The organism is Caballeronia glebae, from assembly GCF_001545035.1.
Taxonomy (GTDB): Bacteria; Pseudomonadota; Gammaproteobacteria; order Burkholderiales; family Burkholderiaceae; genus Caballeronia; species Caballeronia glebae.
In genome coordinates this window covers 75,134-91,794 of the sequence record NZ_FCOJ02000007.1, presented here as the reverse complement: position 1 = coordinate 91,794, position 16,661 = coordinate 75,134, and the positions used below count along the sequence as shown (strand labels likewise).

The following is a 16,661-nucleotide window of genomic DNA, read 5'->3' as shown; positions in this document are numbered from 1 at the left end:
GCAACGAATATCTGCGTCGATCGAGGGAGAACCGACATGTCACTCAAGGGATCTGTAGACGATGCCGATTGGACCGTCACGTGCAGCACGGAGCAAACGCCGCGCGGCGTCGAATGCTCGATCAGCGTCGAGCAGCGCAACGTGGAAGGCGGACGCTTCATGCATCGGTTCAGGCATGCGCATACCTTCGCCAACGAACGCGAGGCGGTACTCGCGGGGCTGCACGAAGGAATGAACTGGATCCGGCTGAAGGCCGCGAATACGATCGATGTCTAACGGGACTCGCGAGCCGCGGACGCCAGAATGTGCGTGTCTCGAATGCATCGAAATCGACGTCCGTCTGAACCGTTTCCGTGATGCGTTGCTCGTCCGGACTCAAAGCGGACGGCGCGATCTTTCTCCAGGGAGATGAACATGCGAGCATCCGAGAACATCGAAGGCGTCAAGCAAGTCGTCTCGCACGTAGAGTTCCGCGTGGTGATGCCGACTGCGTAGGGAAAGGGAAGAGGAAGGGACCTGCGGCGAGATTTGCCACTTTCTCCGGCGGTATAAACGAATACGTCGATACTTGCCGGCCATCGCCGCTCAGGGCGCGACGTCCTCGATCAAGGTCCATTGCAACGCGCGGATCCTTCTATCGACGAAATAACCGCCGCCTTCAACGTAGCGCAGATAAAGCCGTCCACATGACGAACACTCCCACACGCCGCAGCGGTTGTACGGAAAATAATGCGGCGCGATAGGCGCTTGCGCGGACCAATAGTTGATCTTCCCGGGCAGATATTCCGCAAAGGTCGGTTCCGGATCGTCTTCCGGCATCAGCGTGCCGATTTCGCGCAACTGGGTTTCATCGAGGGAAAGCGGCTGGGATTGCCAGCCTTCGAGCGGCGTCTTCGTGCAAGCGCATGGACCGGGCGCGCGGGCTTGCGCACGGCGCGCGAGGTCCAGGAGCGAGGATGCGTTCAGATGGTCGGGCATAACGTTTGATCGAAGAAGCGAACGCGCCATCATGCGCGCGTCCGCCGTGGTTCGGCAAGGTGTCAGCCGTTCATCATGCGCTCGCGCTGCACGGCGACCCACGAACGGTCGAAGCGTCTTTCCACGATCGATTGGAGCGCCGCCGCTTCCTTCGCCGCCGTTTTGCGCGCGCCTTCGATCACCGCATCGACATCAGCGGGCGCGATGGCGAGCACGCCGTCTTCATCGCCGACGACGATATCGCCCGGATGCACCACCATGCCGCCGACCGTCACCGGCACGTTGATTTCGCCCGGCCCGTTCTTGTACGGCCCGCGATGCGTGACGCCGCGCGCATACACCGGAAAATCGCGCTGACTCAGCGCGCCCACATCGCGGATCGCGCCGTCGATCACGAGCCCTTGCACGCCGAGGCTTTCGGCATAGCTGGTCATGATCTCGCCCATCAGCGCCTGCGTGAGTTCGCCCGCGCCGTCGATCACGAGCACGTCGCCCGGACGGCAGAAGTCGAACGCGCGATGGATCGCGAGGTTGTCGCCGCCGCGCGTGCGCACCGTGACAGCGGTGCCCGCCATCGGCTTCGGGCGATGAAACGGACGCAGGCCGGTCGCGCCGCTCACGCGCGCCATGTTGTCGCTCAACAGCGAGACCGCGAGTTCGCGCAACGCGGCGAGCGTCGCGGGGCTCGCCTGCGCCGCCGATTCGTATTCACGCCATCCGACCTGATTCATATCGAAGCTCCTTCAGTGGATCTTTGTTGTTCGAGTTGCGCGGACAGACGCCCGTACACCGCACGCGCGTTGCCTTCGAAAATAAGCTCGCGGTCCGCGTCGCCGAGCCAGTCGATGGCGTCGATATAGCGGCGCGTGTCGTCGAAGTAATGACCCGTTTCGGGATCGATGCCCTGCACCGCGCCGATCGTCTCCGACGCGAACAGGATGTTCTTCGCCGGAATGACCTTGGCGAGCAGTTCCGCGCCCGGCTGGTGATAGACGCAGGTATCGAAGAACACGTTGTCCAGCAGATATTCTGTGAGCAGCGGCCGCTTCATGTCCTGCGCGAGCCCGCGATAACGTCCCCAGTGATACGGCACCGCGCCGCCGCCATGCGGAATGATGAACTTGAGCGTCGGAAAATCGGCGAACAGGTCGGCCTGCAGCAGTTGCATGAACGCGGACGTATCGCCATTGATGTAATGCGCGCCCGTCGCGTGGAAGTTCGGATTGCACGACGACGACACGTGGATCATCGCGGGCACGTCGAGCTCGACCATCGCTTCGTAGAGCGGATACCACGAGCGGTCGGTCAGCGGCAGCCCGGACCAGTGGCCGCCCGACGGATCGGGATTCAGATTGCAGCCGATGAAGCCCAGTTCCTCCACGCAGCGCCGCAATTCGGCGATGCAGTTTTCCGGCGCCGCGCCCGGCGCCTGCGGCAACTGGCAGACGCCCACGAAGTTGCGCGGAAAGAGTTCGACGACGCGATGCACGAGGTCGTTGCATGCTTCCGACCAGACCGCGTTGGCTTCGGCCGTCGCGAGATGATGGCCCATGCCGGCGGCGCGCGGCGAGAAGATCGTGAGGTCGGTGCCGCGCTCGCGCTGGATGCGCAACTGGCCGCTTTCGATGCTTGCGCGAATCTCGTCGTCGGAGATGGCGGGGCGCGGCGGCGGCGACACGCCATCCGCGAGCGCGGCGATCTGCTGCGTGCGCCATGCTTCGTGCTGCGGCGGCGAGGTCGTGTAGTGACCGTGACAATCGATGATCATGCGTGAGGTCCGTAGCGTTGTATGCGGGGTTCAGGTGCCCGGGGCCGGATTCGCCGTGGGCAGCGAGGCGTCGTCATCGTCGGCGGGACTGACGCGCATCACGAGCGCGATCACGGTCGCGACCACCAGAAACGCCGCGATGGTCAGCAGCGCGAGCTTGAAATTTCCCGTCGCGTTGCGCACGAGGCCGATGCTCCACGGCCCCACCAGTCCGCCGAACTGCGCAATCGTATTGATGAGCGCGATGGTCGCCGCGCCCGCAGCGCCGGTTCTGAACGACGAAGCGAGGCTCCAGAACAGCGGATTGCCCGCATAGATGAAGAGGCCGGTCACGCACAGCAGCGCGTAGGCGATGACCGGATTCGGCGCGTAGGCGCTGCCCGCGATCGCGATGGCGCTCATGCCGTAGACGAAGGCCAGATGCTTCTTGCGGTCGCCGGTGCGATCCGAGCTGCGGCTGATGATGAACGTGCCCAGCACGCCCAGGAGCGGCGGCGCGGCCGAAAGAAAGCCGACTTCGATATTGCTCAGATGACCGAGACTCTTGACGATCTGCGGCAGCCACAGAAACAGCCCGTAGATGCCGACCAGCGCGCATCCGAACAGGCACGCGAGACTCCACACGCGGATATCGGCCGCCACGCGCAACAGCGGATAGTGCGTGTTGCCGCCGACGGCTTCGCGTTCGGCCGCGAGCGTCGTTTCGAGCCATTGCTTTTCGTCGTCGGCGAGCCAGTCGGCGTCGGCGGGGCGCTCGGTCATGATGCGCAGCGTGAGCAGGCCGAGCAGCATCGCGGGAACGCCTTCGAGGATGAACATCCATTGCCATCCTTGCAGGCCGAGAATGCCGTTGGCGTAGGTCATCAGCGCCGTCGAGATCGGGCCGCCGAGCACCGCCGAAAACGATCCCGCGATGATGTAGCCACCCACCGCGCGCGCCCGGTAGCGCTCCGGGAACCACTTCGTCAGATACACCGCGACGCCCGGCAGGAAACCCGCTTCCATCACGCCGAGCAGAAAGCGCAGCACGTAGAAGCTCTTGTCGTCGAAAACGAAGGCCGTCACGGCCGCGACCGCGCCCCACGTGAGCAGAATCCGCGCGATCCAGCGGCGCGCGCCCACGCGATGCAGCAGCAGGTTGCTCGGCACTTCGAGCACCATGTAGCCCACGAAGAAGATGCTGCCCGCGAAGCCGAACACGGCGGGCGAAAAGCCCAGCGCCTTGTTCATGTCGAGCGCCGCAAAGCCGATGTTGATGCGGTCGAGGTAGTTGAAAAACATCATCGCGAAGAGCAGGGGCATGAGCCGCCCGTACACCTTTCGCATGGTTGCCGCTTCGTTGAATGGCGTCATGCCGTCTCCACGTACTTTTCGTCGGGTCACGAGGGCTCTGCGGCCCTGCTTTACAAACGGCCTTCGCCGCCTGCCTGCTCACATCGGTTCGCGCATGCAGCGTGCCGGATCGGAGCAGGAAAACCGATGATAAGAAGCGCGGCGGCCCGCGTCCAAGACGCGTTCCTTATGCTTCTATAGGACTTTGCTTATAGTGCGGCGTCGGCGAGCGGCGGGGGCAGACAGCCGAGAAAGGCGCGCAGATGAGCCGAGGCGTCGTCCGTGCGGAAGGTGGCGGCGAGCGTCGACCATTGGGACGCGCCCGGACCCGTAAGCGGGCGGAACACGACATCCGTGCGCCCGTGCCGCGCCACCGATTCGCCGACGAAGGTTACGCCGAGTCCCGCTGCGACGAGCGCGATCGCCGTCTGGATTTCGTAAGCCTGATGCGCGACGAACGGCGTCACGCCCGCATCGCGATACAAGGACTGCACGGTGCGCTTGAACTGCGCGTTCTGATGTTTCGGATAGAGAATGAGCGGCGTGTCTTCGAGTTCGGCGATGCGCACTTTCTTCTTTCCCGCGAGCGGATGATCCGGCGAGAGCACGGCCACGATATGTTCGCGCAGCAGCGGATACGACGTGCAGCCGGCGATCGCGAGAGGCTGCCGTCCGATGCCGACGTGAATGCGCATGTCGCGCAGCGCGTCGGTCTGCTCCTCGGTGAGCATCTCGAAGAGCTTCAGTTCGACTTCCGGAAACGCGTGATGAAACGCCTTCAGCGCGGGCGGCAGGATGCTGTACATCGCTGATCGCGTGAACCCGATCGACAGCCAGCCGCGCCGCCCGATGCCGATTTCCTGCGCGCCGAGACTCGCCTGTTCCCATGCGCCGAGAATCTGACGCGCCTCGGTGCAGAGATAGTGGCCGGCTTCGGTGAGCCGCAGCGGCCGTCGCGCGCGATCGACGAGCTGAGCGCCGAGGCGCTCCTCCAGCAGCCGAATTTGCTGGCTTAGCGCCGGTTGCGCAATATGCAGGCGCTCGGCCGCGCGGCTGAAGTTGAGTTCCTCGGCAAGAATGATGAAGCACTGCAAGGATCTGAAATTCATGTCGACGTTCCTGGAATCCGGTGATCAACGTCACAGATCCTACGACGATGGAAACTGTAGTTATGCGTTTGGGCGGTAATGATGGCATACGCGAGAAGAATTGATTCTCGCGAAGCGGTGCCGGCGGACGGCCACTCGTCGCGCGGTTGGCCTTGCAAGGCCGCAGAGTCCTGCGCCCTATCAGATCCATTTTCTTGTAGAACGGTGCACGAATCGATAGCCATGTCCGATGCCCTGTTTTCCGTTTCACCCCGTAGTTCAGTGGCCGATAGGGCGAACAGCGACCCACGCTGACTGGCATCGCATCGCGATTTGTCTTTTCTACAGATGATTGTGTGCCGGCGTACGTCCGCTCGGCGGGCATAGAGTTAAGTTAGCGTTTCCAAAACTGATGCGTCCCGGCGCAAGCGGCGGCAACGGACATGGCACTCGTTAAGATAATCGCCCAGGAATTGGCAATCGGTTCGCCGCTTCCATTCGCCGTCTACTCTGCGAGTGGCAAGCTCCTTCTGGCACGCGGCTACTTCGTTCAGTCGGAGAGTCAGCGGGACAAGATTCTCGCGGCCGGCGGATTGCGCAGCGAAGATGCGGCGGCAAGTCCATCCGGCAGAAGTGCGGCCCATCCGAACGGAATGCTCATCTCGACGGCGAGACACGACGAGAGATCGGGCGGGGCAATCGCCGATCAGGTGTTAGCCAGCACCGAAACACTTCCAAAGACGATAGACAGCATACAGGTGACGGTTGTCGGCAGTGACCCTCTGCCTGTTCAAACCGATTTCGTCGGCTCAATTTCCGGCCGCGCGCTGCTCGTGACGACTTCGAACGGTCATGAGTTGCTCAAGACCGGCGCTGAAGTATCTTGTAATGCTCTTCGAGGGCGCAACGTCTATCAGTTTCGCAGCACCGTGCTCGGACAAAGCGAGACGCCGGTCAGGGTAACTTACCTCGCTTGGCCGGAGTGCGTGCAGACTCAGGTCGTGCGCAACCACGTGCGAGTCTCAACGGAAATGCCAGGGCGGCTGATCAGGAACGACTGTGTCGCCGCGGGCTTCGACGTAACGGCTACAAACGTGAGCCTGGGCGGCGTCGCGTTCCGGGCTTCCAACGCCCTCGTCAACGTCGCCGAGCACTTCAGATTGGGATTACGGCTGCGCGCCGGCGGCAAGCTTCACGCAGTCGTGTTCAACTGCATAGCGCGCAATGTGAGGCGCGTTGACAGTGGCGTCCTGATTGGTGCCGAGTTCAGCGGCCAAACCGCGGATACCCTGGCTCTTCTGCGGCTACACATGTTTGAGACCGCAACGGGCAGCACAGCTCAGTGACGCTGAACGACTGATTCGCGGCCGCTGCGGGTAGATGGGAAGGAGCGCGCGCTCGCAGCAGACGGGTTCGGGGCAGAAAGGCGGCTTGTCATGGATTGCCATAAGCTCCCCGACGAGCCCCGTGGCCACCTCGTGAACCTCGCTTGAATTCAGCCGCTCAAGCGTCTTCCAGACTCTCCCCCCGCTCGGAAATCAACTTGCCAAGTTCGCGAGTCGACAGCACGCGTCTCATGGGATTCGTCGAGCCGGACTCGTCGTCGGCCAGATTTTCAATGATCGTGAGTAGCACTTTGCGCGCGACTTTGATGTCGCGTTCGCTCAGGCCCGTCACGCTGATGTCGTTGACTTCCTCCGCAAGCGGCACGAGCTTGTCTTTCAGCGCGCGGCCCTCGGCGGTCAGATACACGTGCGTGTTCTTTTTGTTCTCGGGACGCTGCTGACGCTCGACCAGACCGAGCTTTTCCATCGCAGTCACGGCGGCGAACGTGGTGGGCGCCATCACGCCCGCCTGCTCGCTCAGTTCGCGCTGCGTGAGGCCGTCGGATTCCCACAGGATACGCAGGAACGTCCAATGTCCGAACGACACCGCATGCTCCGCCAGCCGCATCTGCAATGCACGGACCATTGAACGGGTGGCGTCCTTGACGAGGTGCGCGAGACGGTCGTTCGGCACGGATTCGTGCCAGTGGCGCAGCATTTCCGCGGTTTCTCGCGGCGCACTTTCCACAGTCTTTTTTCGTGTCATGACAGTGTCTTTTCCGTAGAGCGATTCTTTCCCCGACATGATAGCCGGTGGGTCGGTCGTCCTGCTGCCCGGCGGCCGGACATGCGTCTCGGTGCAAACCCGAGCTTGTTCGCGTCTCGCCGCCTCTCTACCATTATGATTAGATATCGAATAAAAATCTGATGCCCAAGGCCTGCGGTCGAACTCGCACGCGCTGGCGCATCGTCCTCATGAGCACGGGAATCGGAGACGTTTGGTGGCCAAATCCACAGTCACGCAATTCTTATCGGAGTCGGACGCGGCGGCAGCGCGCGTCGAGGCCACGTATCACAAGGTCACCTGGCGGCTGATGTCGTTCATCTTCGTCTGCTGGGTGCTGAACTATCTGGACCGCGTGAACGTCAGCTTCGCGCAGTTTCATCTGAAGCAGGATCTCGGCTTGTCGGATGCCGCATATGGCCTCGGCGTGAGCCTGTTTTTCATCGGCTATATCTTGCTGGAAGTGCCGAGCACGCTGTGGCTCAAGAAGATCGGCGCGCGCCTGACGATCTCGCGCATCATGATCCTGTGGGGCGGCATTTCCACCGCAATGGCGTTCATGACCACGCCGACGCAGTTCTATGTCGCGCGAATCCTGCTCGGCGCGGCCGAGGCGGGTTTCTGGCCCGGCATCATCCTGTATCTGACGTACTGGTATCCGGGCGCGCGGCGCGCGCGCATCACGTCGCGCTTTCTGTTGGCGATTGCCGCGGCGGGCATCATCGGCGGTCCGTTGTCGGGCTGGATCTTGCATAACTTCGTCGATGTGCTCGGCTACAAGAACTGGCAGTGGCTATTTTTCCTCGAAGGCATTCCCGCGCTCGTGATGGGCGTCGTCGCGTTCTTCTATCTCGTCGATCGCCCGCAGGAGGCGCGCTGGCTCGACGACGAGCAGAAGAGAATCATCCTCGATGCCCTCGCCGCCGACCGCGCCGAAAAGAAGCCGGCGAAGCACACGCGTCACCAGCTTCTGGTCGCGCTGAAGGACCCGCGCGTATATGTCCTCGCGGCGGGCTGGGGAACGGTGCCCTTGTGCGGCACGATCCTCAACTACTGGACGCCGACCATCATCCGTCAGGCGGGCGTGTCGGACGTGCTCAACGTGGGCCTGCTGTCGGCGCTGCCGTACATCATCGGTGCGCTCGGCATGTTCGCGGTCGCGCGCAGTTCCGACGTGAGGCTGGAACGGCGCTGGCACTTCTTCCTGTGTACCGCGGTCGGCGCGCTGGGCGGCTTTCTGCTGCCCGTGCTGTCGGGCAACACGGCGGCGGCCATCATTTGTCTGGGCATGATCTCCATCTCGTACTTCGGGGCGGCGGCCATCATCTGGTCGATTCCGCCCGCGTATCTCTCCGATGACGCCGCCGCAGCGGGCATCGGCGCGATCAGCAGTCTGGGGCAGGTGGGCGCGTTTTGCGGGCCGATCGCGCTCGGCTGGATCAAGACGATGACGGGCAGTCTCGCGATCGGTCTGTCCGCGATCGCCGCCATCGTGATGCTCGGCGGCCTCGCCGTGCTGATCGGCGTGCCGGCCAACACACTGCGCGAGCACGCGGAGGAGCACTCTTAACCATCGGTTCTCGCAGCAGGGACGGCGCCTTCGTCATGGAGGCGCCGTTTTTTATGTGCGGCATCGACGGCGCTCATCGAAGCACTTCAGGGAAAACCCGCTTGCTTATAAATGATTAGATATCTAATATAAACGGCATGGTGATCGACGCTGAGACATGCACGATCGAGTGAGATGACGAGAAGGGGAGCAGGTGCAATGAACGACGAACTGTCATTCAGGACGCTCGTGGTGACGAAGAAGGATCAGGTGGCGGAAGGCATCTTCTGTTTCGAATTGCGCGATGAGGCAGGACGCGAGCTGCCGCCTTTCACGGCCGGCGCGCATCTGACGGTGCGCGTGCCGAGCGGCGCGAATCGCAACTACTCGCTCTGCAATGACCCGGACGAAACTGACCGCTACGTGATCGCCGTCAAGCGCGACCCGGCGGGCCGCGGCGGCTCGATGAGCATGACGGGCGACGTGGCGCAGGGCGACCGTATCGACGTCTCCGAGCCACGCAACGAGTTCTGCCTGAGCGAACGCGCGCGCAGCTTCGTGTTCGTCGCGGGCGGCATCGGCATCACGCCGATTCTGTCGATGATGCGTCACCTCAAGACCACCGCCGGCCCGCGCTTCAAGCTCTATTACGTCTCGCGCAGCCCCGAGACGACGGCATTCATCGATGAACTGTCGAGCGCGGAGTGGAAGCCGAATGTGGTCATTCATCACGATCACGGCGACCTCGCCAACGCGTTCGATTTCTGGCCGGTCTTCGAAAAGTCCGGCAGTGGCGCGCACGTCTACTGCTGCGGCCCGCGCGCGCTGATGGACGGCGTGCGCGACATGACCGGCCACTGGCCGACGGGCAGCGTGCATTTCGAAAGCTTCGGCGTGGACCAGTCGCGCGCCGCAGAGAACACGCCGTTCAGCGTGAAGCTTGAGCGCTCGGGCCGCTCGTTCGATATTCCTAAGGACCGCTCGATTCTCGAAATTCTGCGCGACAACGGCATCCGCGCACCGAGCTCATGCGAGAGCGGTACATGCGGATCGTGCCGCACGACGCTGTGCGCAGGCGAGGCGGACCATCGCGACATGGTGCTCGGCGAAGACGAGAAGCGTGACCAGATCATGATCTGCGTGTCGCGTGCGAAGAGCGAAGAACTCGTGCTGGACCTCTGAAATTTCCCCATTGAATACGTTGGTCAGGAGAAGCGCAAATGCTCACGCATGAAGAGAACGAATTGCTGTGCCGTGTCGAAGGCGATGCCCCGATGGGCCAACTGATGCGCCGTCACTGGACGCCCGTGTGCCTCATCGAGGAAGTCAGCGAGCCGGACGGCGCGCCCGTCAAGGCGCGCGTGTTCGGGGAAGACCTCGTCGTATTCCGCGACACCGACGGCAACGTCGGCGTGATGGACGAGTATTGCCCGCATCGGCGCGTGTCGCTCGTGTATGGGCGCAACGAGGATTGCGGCCTGCGCTGCCTCTATCACGGATGGAAGATGGACGTGAAGGGCAACGTCATCGAGATGGTCTCCGAGCCTTCGTGCAGCGACATGACGAAGAAGGTGAAGCACAAGGCCTATGAAACCAAGGAATGGGGCGGATTCGTATGGGCGTACATGGGCCCGCAGGACGCGATTCCCGAGTTCGTACCGCCCGCGTGGGCGCCATCCGAAGATACGCGCGTGAGCATTGCGAAGGCGATCCTGCCGTGCAACTGGGCGCAGATTCTCGAAGGCGCGATCGATTCGGCGCACAGTTCGAGTCTGCACTCGTCGGACTTCGTGCCGGCGCGCGTTGGCGGCGCGGAAGCGACATCGAAGAACTGGCTGCGTCCGTCGACGGACAAGGCGCCTCGCCTGCAGGTGCATCGCACGAGTTATGGCTTCCGCTATGCCGCGCTGCGCCGCCCGATACAAAACGCCGCCACCCACGACTACGTGCGCTCGACCGTGTTCGTCGCGCCGGCCACCGCGCTGATTCCGCCGAACAACCTGTACAACGTCGCCAACATCAACGTGCCGTGCGACGACACCAGCACCGCGTTCTACTTCATGGCATGGGGACATCCCGCCAAGACGCCGGAGACCGAAACGTGGCGCAAGTTTCTCGGTCAGCAGGTCGGCATCGATCTCGATGCGTTCTACCGGCCGCTGCGCAATCACGACAACCGCTTCTGGCAGGATCGCGAAGCCATGAAGGCGGGCAACTTCACCGGCATCAAGGGCTTTCCGAATCAGGACATCGCAATGTGGGTCACGATGGGTACGGTTGCCGATCGCACCGAGGAGCGGCTCGGCGCGAGCGATGTGGCGGTCGTCGAATTCCGCCGCCGCATGCTCGATGCGCTGACGGAGTTCCAGTCGGGCGAAGGGGCGATCGGCACCGGCGACAAGGCGATTGCGCGCAGCGTGTGCTCTTTCCAGGCGATGGTGCCGAAAGATACCGACTGGAAGCAGTACGCCGCGCAGCCAGTGTGGGTCGAGCCTTCTGAAGCGACTGCGCCGGAACTCGATTCGAACTATCAGGTTCAGGTCTGATGGAGAAAATTCGACTCGGCATCGCGGGACTGGGCCGCGCATTCTCGCTGATGCTGCCGACGTTTCTCGCCGATACTCGCGTGCAACTCGTCGCGGCCTGCGATCCTCGCGAGACGGCGCGCACGCAATTCGAAGCCGACTTCGATGCGCCGGCTTATCCCGACATCGACGCGCTCGCGCGCAGGCCGGACATCGATGCGATCTATATCGCGAGCCCGCATCAGTTTCATGCGGCGCATACGCGGATCGCGGCTTCGCACGGCAAGCATGTGCTCGTCGAAAAGCCGATGGCGCTGTCGCTCGCCGAATGCGACGACATGATCGACGCATGCCGCGACGCGAACGTGTATCTGATCGTGGGGCACTGCCACAGCTTCGATACGCCGTATCTGCGTACGCGCGAACTGATTGCGTCAGGCGCGTTCGGCGACGTAAAGATGATCCACGCGCTCAACTACACCGACTATCTGTACCGGCCGCGCCGGCCCGAGGAACTGAAGACCGAAGAGGGCGGCGGCGCGGTGTTCAGTCAGGCGGCGCATCAGGTGGATATCGTGCGGATGCTGGCGGGAAGCCGCGCGACGCGCATCCGCGCCGCGGTCGGCAACTGGGATGCGGCGCGTCCTACCGAAGGCGCGTACACCGCCACGCTGTGGTTCGAAAACGGCGCGTTCGCGACGCTTTCATACAATGGCTATGCGCATTTCGATTCCGACGAGTGGACCGGGTGGATCGGCGAGATGGGTCAGCCGCGCAGCGCCGACGAGTATGGCGCTGCCCGTCGAAGGCTGTCTCACGTTGCGTCGGGAGAAGAAGAGGCACGGCTCAAGGCCGCTGGAACCTACGGTGGAAACGCATACACGCCTGCCTCGAAAGCACCCGTCGTGCGAAGGCACCAGCACTTCGGTCCGCTGATCGTATCGTGCGAGCGCGGCGATTTGCGGCCGATGGCGGACGGCATCGTCGTGTACGGAAATGAACGGCGCGAATGCATCGAACTCGAAGCGCCGGCGGTTCCACGCGCCGAAGTCATCGACGAACTCATCGCGGCCGTGCACGGCGACGTTGCTCCGCTGCACGATGGCGCATGGGCGCGCGGCACGCTGGAAATCTGCCTCGCGATCCTGCGTTCGAGCGCGCAACAGCGCGATGTGCTCGTCGGCGGCGAAACGTAAATCACAAAGGAATGCTGAATATTGGCAAGCTCGATCTGTCGGTCGCGGCAGGCAACTACGAGCGTGCGGCCGCTGGTCGACGGTGAAGTGCAGATCGACGGTGTGGATACGCTCTTCATGCTGCTGGACCCGACGGCATAAGCCCCGGCGACTAGTCAACCTGATACCAGCGACCGGTTTCTGGCCGCACAGCGGCGGGTGCGCCGTTCAACCAGACTTGTTCTTCATCCAGTCGCGGTGCGGCTGAACGGGCGACGTCGAAGACCACCTCAAGTGCTCGCCCGACATGGACGTCTTCGATAGGAAGTTCCCAGGTCAGGAATATCTGAACGCAATCCCGATCCGGCGCGAAGTCGGCCGCGCTGAAACTGTCGCTGTGGCGCTGAATGACGCCATGAGGCTGGGCAGTATCGAATATCACAGCGGTTCCTCGTGTGAGGGGAATGCGATGTCCCGTTGTGGGAAAATGCACGTCCAGACCCTTGTCCTCGCTTAGGAAGAGATTGCAAAAGGCCGCACCGCCATATTGTGCGGCGTCGTGATGGTATCTCGCGCCACGACAGGCCATGAGCGCCACGTCGCTGGAGGCAAATACGGCAGGGGTGATTCCAAGCGCACACGTCCAGTCGGAAACTGCCTGCACGCAGCGCCTGTAGTCCGGCCAGCGCACGCGCGCCCGCGCCAGAGGCATTTCCTCGACATCCCCGGGTTCCAGATCGAGTCGCGACGATGTCTCTCTTTGCCAATCCGCGAGCAGGCGCGCGGAGGGCGCCGGCACGTCGAGCATGCCCGATAAAACGGTGTCACTTACGCAACGACTGCGGATGGCATCGCCGCTCCAGAAAAAAGAAGTTAGCGTGTCTCGCATCGATGCTGTCGAAGAGGAATTCATCTGGGTCATTGTATCGATTCAGGCTCAGCCCTTCTTCGGCGTCTAGTCACCGCGCCGAAGCTGCTCGTCGCGCTTCTCTTTGCATAACTCGATGAACTTCTGTACCGGCGCCGTCGCCGTGGCGCCGCGCCGCGTTGCGATGCCGTATGGCGCGCCGCGTCGTTCTATCCGAATCGGCAGCACCGCCATCATTGCGTGCGCCTGAAAGTACTGCGCGACTTTCAGCGGCATGAGCGCGACGGTCCCCGCGCTGGCTCGCAGCAACGACAACGTCGCGAACGTCGAAGACGTCTCGATGGCGTAACGCGGAAAGGGCACGTCGGCGTCGTCGAAAAGCTGTTCGAGCAGCGAGCGCATTGGCAGGGCGGCTTGCGGCACGATCCACGGATTGTCCGCAAGCTCTTCGAGCGTCAGGCGCTGCGCGCTCGCCAGCGGATCGGCGCCGTCCACCACCAGACACACTTCCTCCACCTCAAGGGGAATGAAATCGTAAGCTTCCGGATGGACGCTGATGCTCGGCCGCCCGATGACGAGATCGAGCAGACGCTGATCGAGCATCGATAGCAGGCGCGCGCTGTTGTCCTCCCAGACCTCGACGGACACGTCCGGCTGCACTTGCCGCAACGCGCGCAGGATGGGCGCGAGCCACTCGGGCATCGAGCCCATCACGGCGCCGATGGCGAGCATGCCGCCGCCGCCGCGCATGATGGCCGCAAGCTCGTCGCGCAGCGCGCCGATCTCGGAGCGCACTGCGCGCGCATGACGAATCACGCAGCGTCCGAGTTCGTTCGGCACGATGCCGCGCGGCGAGCGCGCGAACAGTTCCGTGCCGAACATCGCCTCGATTTCGCGCAGCGACTTGGTCGTCGCGGGCTGCGAGAGCGACACCTGCTGCGCCGCCTTGCGCAGCGACCCGTGGTCGTCCAGCGCGATCAAAAGCGCGACGTGGTTGCCGCGCAGCCGCCTCAATATCGCATCGATACTGGTTATCACCGATATAACTCCAACGTCTCACCTGATCGGAAGGTTTCATTATCTGGCCGCGCCGATGCCTCTTTAAACTGGTTCGGTCGACGTTCATCACAGCCGGGCGCTCGACGGCGCGGCTCGATCATGCCGGAACACACGCGGCCTCGGCAAGCGAAGCAGAAATCACGCATTCACAGGAGAGACGCAAATTGAAAAGAATCGGACTCGATGTCGGCGGCACCTTCACCGATGTCGTGATGGTGGACGACGAAGAAGGGCGCATCTGGTCGACCAAGGTGCCGACGACGCCGAAGGATCGCGTCATCGGCACCATTGAAGGCTTTCGCAAGATTCTCGAATTGTCGGGCACCAATAGCGCCGACGTGTCGTTCATCGGCCACGGCACGACGATGGCGACCAACATGGTCGTCGAAGGCACTGGAGCCAGGACCGCGCTCGTCACCACGCGCGGCTTTCGCGACATCCTCGAACTCCGGCGCGTGTCGCGTCACGACCGCGCCGATCTCTACGATCTGCTGTTCGACAATCCGCGACCGCTCGTCGAGCGCCGCTGGCGGCTCGAAGTGAACGAGCGCATGCGCCATGACGGCAGCATCGAAACGCCGCTCGATCACGCGCAGCTCGAAGCGCTCGCCGAACAGATCCGCGCGTCGGATATCGAGGCCGTCGCCGTGTGCTTCCTGCACGCGCACGTTAATCCGCAGCACGAACGCGAAGCCGTCGATACGCTGCGCCGCCTGTTGCCGGAGCGCTTCGTGTGCGCGTCGCACGAAGTGAATCCCGAATCGATGGAATACGAGCGCGCGAGTTCGACCGTCATCAACGCGATGCTCGGCCCGGTCTGCGGGCGGTACATCGGCCGGCTCATCGGCGCGCTGGCGCAGCACGGCTTCGCGGGCAAGTTTCTCTTCATGCAGTCGAACGGCGGGCTCGCGAGTCCGGCGATGGTCGCGGACAAGCCGATCGTGCTGCTCGAATCCGGGCCGGCGGGCGGCGTCTCGGCGGCGATCCGCAATTGCGAGAAGAGCGAACTGAAGAACGCGATCCTCGGCGATATGGGCGGCACGACCTTCGACGTCTCGCTGATCCGCGACTCGCGCCCCGAACTGCGCAACAAGAGCCTGCTGCACACCTACACCGTGCGCTCGCCCAGCATCGACATCGATTCGGTCGGCGCGGGCGGCGGCTCGATCGTGTGGATCGACGCGGGCGGCGGCGTGCGCATCGGACCGGAGAGCGCGGGCGCCGATCCCGGGCCGGCATGTTACGGGCGAGGCGGCACGGCGCCGACCGTCACGGACTGCAATCTGGTGCTCGGCTATATCGATCCGGACAGCTTCCTCGGTGGCGAATTCAAGCTCGATGCGCAGGCCGCATGGCGCGTCGTCGACGAAGTCATCGCGCAGCCGCTCGGCGTCTCCGTGCCCGAAGCCGCGCAAGTCGTGCGCTCGGTCGCGAACGCATTGATGGCGCAGGCCATCCGCATCATGACGGTGGAGCGCGGCTACGATCCGCGTGAGTTCTCCTACATCTGCTACGGCGGCGCGGGGCCGGTGCACGCGGTCGATCTCGCGCATGAAATGGGCATCCGGCGCGTGGTGATTCCGCCGCTGCCGGGTCTTTTCAGCGCGTTCGGCATGACGGTCGCGGACCAGCAATACGACTATCAGCGTCCGCTTGAGAGCGATCTCGCGATGATCGACGACGCGACCCTGCACGCCGCGCTCGACGAACTGGCCGCGCAAGGCATGGAGGAGCTGGAACGTCACGGTGTCGAAGCGCAGGGCGTGAAGGTCGTGCGTCTCGCCGATTGCCGCTATGCCGGCCAGCCCGACGTGATCACCGTCGAAGTGCAGGCCGACGCACAGGGCATTCGCGCCGCGCTCGCGCAGGCCTTCGAGGATGCGCATCTGCGGCAATGGAACTTCATCAGCAAGGACAAGCCCGTGGTGGTCGCCAACGTGCGGCTGCAACTCGTGACGACGACCGGCTGGCGCGGCTCGGTCGCGAGCGCCGACGGCGGCGCGCTGCCGCAGCCGGTGCGCACCCGCGAAGTGTATTTCGACGGCCACGCGCGCACGCTGCCGGTGTTCGCGCGCACGCAGATTCCGGTCGGCGCGACTATCGTCGGGCCGGCGGTCATCGAAGAGCACAGCAGTTGCGCGGTGCTGAAGGCGTCGCATGTCGCGCGCGTCGATCCCGATCTCAATCTCGTCATCGAACTGGCAGCCTGA

General features: G+C 63.4%; 15 protein-coding genes and 1 pseudogene. 8 read left to right on the top strand and 8 right to left on the bottom strand.

Going from position 1 to position 16,661, the window contains the following annotated elements; genetic code table 11:
• The first annotated feature begins 36 nt into the window (after window positions 1–36).
• Window positions 37–276: a hypothetical protein gene (locus AWB82_RS06910; RefSeq protein ID WP_086966411.1), complete on the top strand. Its 240-nt coding sequence runs from the start codon at window positions 37–39 to the stop codon at window positions 274–276.
• 309 nt (window positions 277–585) lie between these two features.
• Here the strand turns inward: AWB82_RS06910 and AWB82_RS06905 are convergent, their stop codons facing one another.
• The 5 genes from AWB82_RS06905 to AWB82_RS06885 form a co-directional block, all read right to left on the bottom strand.
• The gene (locus AWB82_RS06905) at window positions 586–978 is read right to left on the bottom strand and encodes a hypothetical protein (RefSeq protein WP_086966410.1); all 393 of its coding nucleotides are present in this window, start codon (window positions 976–978) and stop codon (window positions 586–588) included.
• Between the two features lie 62 nt (window positions 979–1,040).
• Complete coding sequence (locus tag AWB82_RS06900) at window positions 1,041–1,709, bottom strand: RraA family protein (RefSeq protein ID WP_086966409.1); 669 nt, start codon at window positions 1,707–1,709, stop codon at window positions 1,041–1,043.
• Window positions 1,706–2,746, bottom strand: a complete 1,041-nt coding sequence (locus AWB82_RS06895; protein WP_086966408.1) for an amidohydrolase family protein — start codon at window positions 2,744–2,746, stop codon at window positions 1,706–1,708. The genes AWB82_RS06900 and AWB82_RS06895 overlap by 4 nt, the downstream gene beginning before the upstream one ends.
• 30 nt (window positions 2,747–2,776) lie before the next feature.
• Entirely contained in the window at window positions 2,777–4,099 is a 1,323-nt protein-coding gene (locus AWB82_RS06890; protein ID WP_086966407.1) for an MFS transporter, read from the bottom strand.
• Window positions 4,100–4,287: 188 nt separating this feature from the next.
• Window positions 4,288–5,187 carry a LysR family transcriptional regulator gene (locus tag AWB82_RS06885; RefSeq protein WP_086966406.1) on the bottom strand — a complete coding sequence of 300 codons (900 nt, stop codon included), beginning with the start codon at window positions 5,185–5,187 and terminating at the stop codon, window positions 4,288–4,290.
• Window positions 5,188–5,609: 422 nt separating this feature from the next.
• Here AWB82_RS06885 and AWB82_RS06880 point away from each other — a divergent pair, with 422 nt between their 5' ends.
• On the top strand, window positions 5,610–6,512 hold the full coding sequence (locus AWB82_RS06880; RefSeq protein WP_086966405.1) for a PilZ domain-containing protein: 903 nt from the start codon (window positions 5,610–5,612) through the stop codon (window positions 6,510–6,512).
• Window positions 6,513–6,669: 157 nt separating this feature from the next.
• Here AWB82_RS06880 and AWB82_RS06875 read toward each other — a convergent pair whose 3' ends face one another.
• Entirely contained in the window at window positions 6,670–7,257 is a 588-nt protein-coding gene (locus AWB82_RS06875; RefSeq protein WP_086966404.1) for a MarR family winged helix-turn-helix transcriptional regulator, read from the bottom strand.
• Between the two features lie 235 nt (window positions 7,258–7,492).
• Here AWB82_RS06875 and AWB82_RS06870 point away from each other — a divergent pair, with 235 nt between their 5' ends.
• The 5 genes and pseudogenes from AWB82_RS06870 to AWB82_RS38210 form a co-directional block, all read left to right on the top strand.
• Window positions 7,493–8,845: an MFS transporter gene (locus AWB82_RS06870; RefSeq protein ID WP_086966403.1), complete on the top strand. Its 1,353-nt coding sequence runs from the start codon at window positions 7,493–7,495 to the stop codon at window positions 8,843–8,845.
• Window positions 8,846–9,043: 198 nt separating this feature from the next.
• Entirely contained in the window at window positions 9,044–10,006 is a 963-nt protein-coding gene (locus tag AWB82_RS06865) for a PDR/VanB family oxidoreductase (RefSeq protein WP_086966402.1), read from the top strand.
• A gap of 38 nt (window positions 10,007–10,044) precedes the next feature.
• Window positions 10,045–11,370 carry a Rieske 2Fe-2S domain-containing protein gene (locus AWB82_RS06860; protein WP_086966401.1) on the top strand — a complete coding sequence of 442 codons (1,326 nt, stop codon included), beginning with the start codon at window positions 10,045–10,047 and terminating at the stop codon, window positions 11,368–11,370.
• Window positions 11,370–12,545 (top strand): Gfo/Idh/MocA family protein, encoded by a 1,176-nt coding sequence (locus AWB82_RS06855; protein ID WP_086966400.1) that lies wholly within the window; start codon window positions 11,370–11,372, stop codon window positions 12,543–12,545. The genes AWB82_RS06860 and AWB82_RS06855 overlap by 1 nt, the downstream gene beginning before the upstream one ends.
• Window positions 12,546–12,565: 20 nt before the next feature.
• Window positions 12,566–12,677, top strand: a pseudogene (locus tag AWB82_RS38210) (ABC transporter substrate-binding protein); the annotation flags it as partial.
• Between the two features lie 19 nt (window positions 12,678–12,696).
• Here AWB82_RS38210 and AWB82_RS06850 read toward each other — a convergent pair.
• Window positions 12,697–13,446, bottom strand: coding sequence for a hypothetical protein (locus AWB82_RS06850; protein WP_235023202.1), 750 nt, complete (start codon window positions 13,444–13,446; stop codon window positions 12,697–12,699).
• A 33-nt stretch (window positions 13,447–13,479) separates the two neighbouring features.
• Window positions 13,480–14,430, bottom strand: coding sequence for a LysR family transcriptional regulator (locus tag AWB82_RS06845; RefSeq protein ID WP_086966399.1), 951 nt, complete (start codon window positions 14,428–14,430; stop codon window positions 13,480–13,482).
• 185 nt (window positions 14,431–14,615) lie between these two features.
• Between AWB82_RS06845 and AWB82_RS06840 the strand changes: the two genes are divergently transcribed.
• Window positions 14,616–16,661 (top strand): hydantoinase/oxoprolinase family protein, encoded by a 2,046-nt coding sequence (locus AWB82_RS06840; RefSeq protein WP_086966398.1) that lies wholly within the window; start codon window positions 14,616–14,618, stop codon window positions 16,659–16,661.

Excerpts from the sequence above, each read along its gene's own strand:
- AWB82_RS06875 (WP_086966404.1), bottom strand. The coding sequence starts at position 7,257 with ATGACACGAAAAAAGACTGTGGAAAGTGCGCCGCGAGAAACCGCGGAA.
- AWB82_RS06895 (WP_086966408.1), bottom strand. The coding sequence starts at position 2,746 with ATGATCATCGATTGTCACGGTCACTACACGACCTCGCCGCCGCAGCAC.
- AWB82_RS06880 (WP_086966405.1), top strand. The coding sequence starts at position 5,610 with ATGGCACTCGTTAAGATAATCGCCCAGGAATTGGCAATCGGTTCGCCG.
- AWB82_RS06865 (WP_086966402.1), top strand. The coding sequence starts at position 9,044 with ATGAACGACGAACTGTCATTCAGGACGCTCGTGGTGACGAAGAAGGAT.
- AWB82_RS06855 (WP_086966400.1), top strand. The coding sequence starts at position 11,370 with ATGGAGAAAATTCGACTCGGCATCGCGGGACTGGGCCGCGCATTCTCG.
- AWB82_RS06860 (WP_086966401.1), top strand. The coding sequence starts at position 10,045 with ATGCTCACGCATGAAGAGAACGAATTGCTGTGCCGTGTCGAAGGCGAT.
- AWB82_RS06910 (WP_086966411.1), top strand. The coding sequence starts at position 37 with ATGTCACTCAAGGGATCTGTAGACGATGCCGATTGGACCGTCACGTGC.
- AWB82_RS06900 (WP_086966409.1), bottom strand. The coding sequence starts at position 1,709 with ATGAATCAGGTCGGATGGCGTGAATACGAATCGGCGGCGCAGGCGAGC.
- AWB82_RS06885 (WP_086966406.1), bottom strand. The coding sequence starts at position 5,187 with ATGAATTTCAGATCCTTGCAGTGCTTCATCATTCTTGCCGAGGAACTC.
- AWB82_RS06890 (WP_086966407.1), bottom strand. The coding sequence starts at position 4,099 with ATGACGCCATTCAACGAAGCGGCAACCATGCGAAAGGTGTACGGGCGG.
- AWB82_RS06850 (WP_235023202.1), bottom strand. The coding sequence starts at position 13,446 with ATGACCCAGATGAATTCCTCTTCGACAGCATCGATGCGAGACACGCTA.
- AWB82_RS06905 (WP_086966410.1), bottom strand. The coding sequence starts at position 978 with ATGCCCGACCATCTGAACGCATCCTCGCTCCTGGACCTCGCGCGCCGT.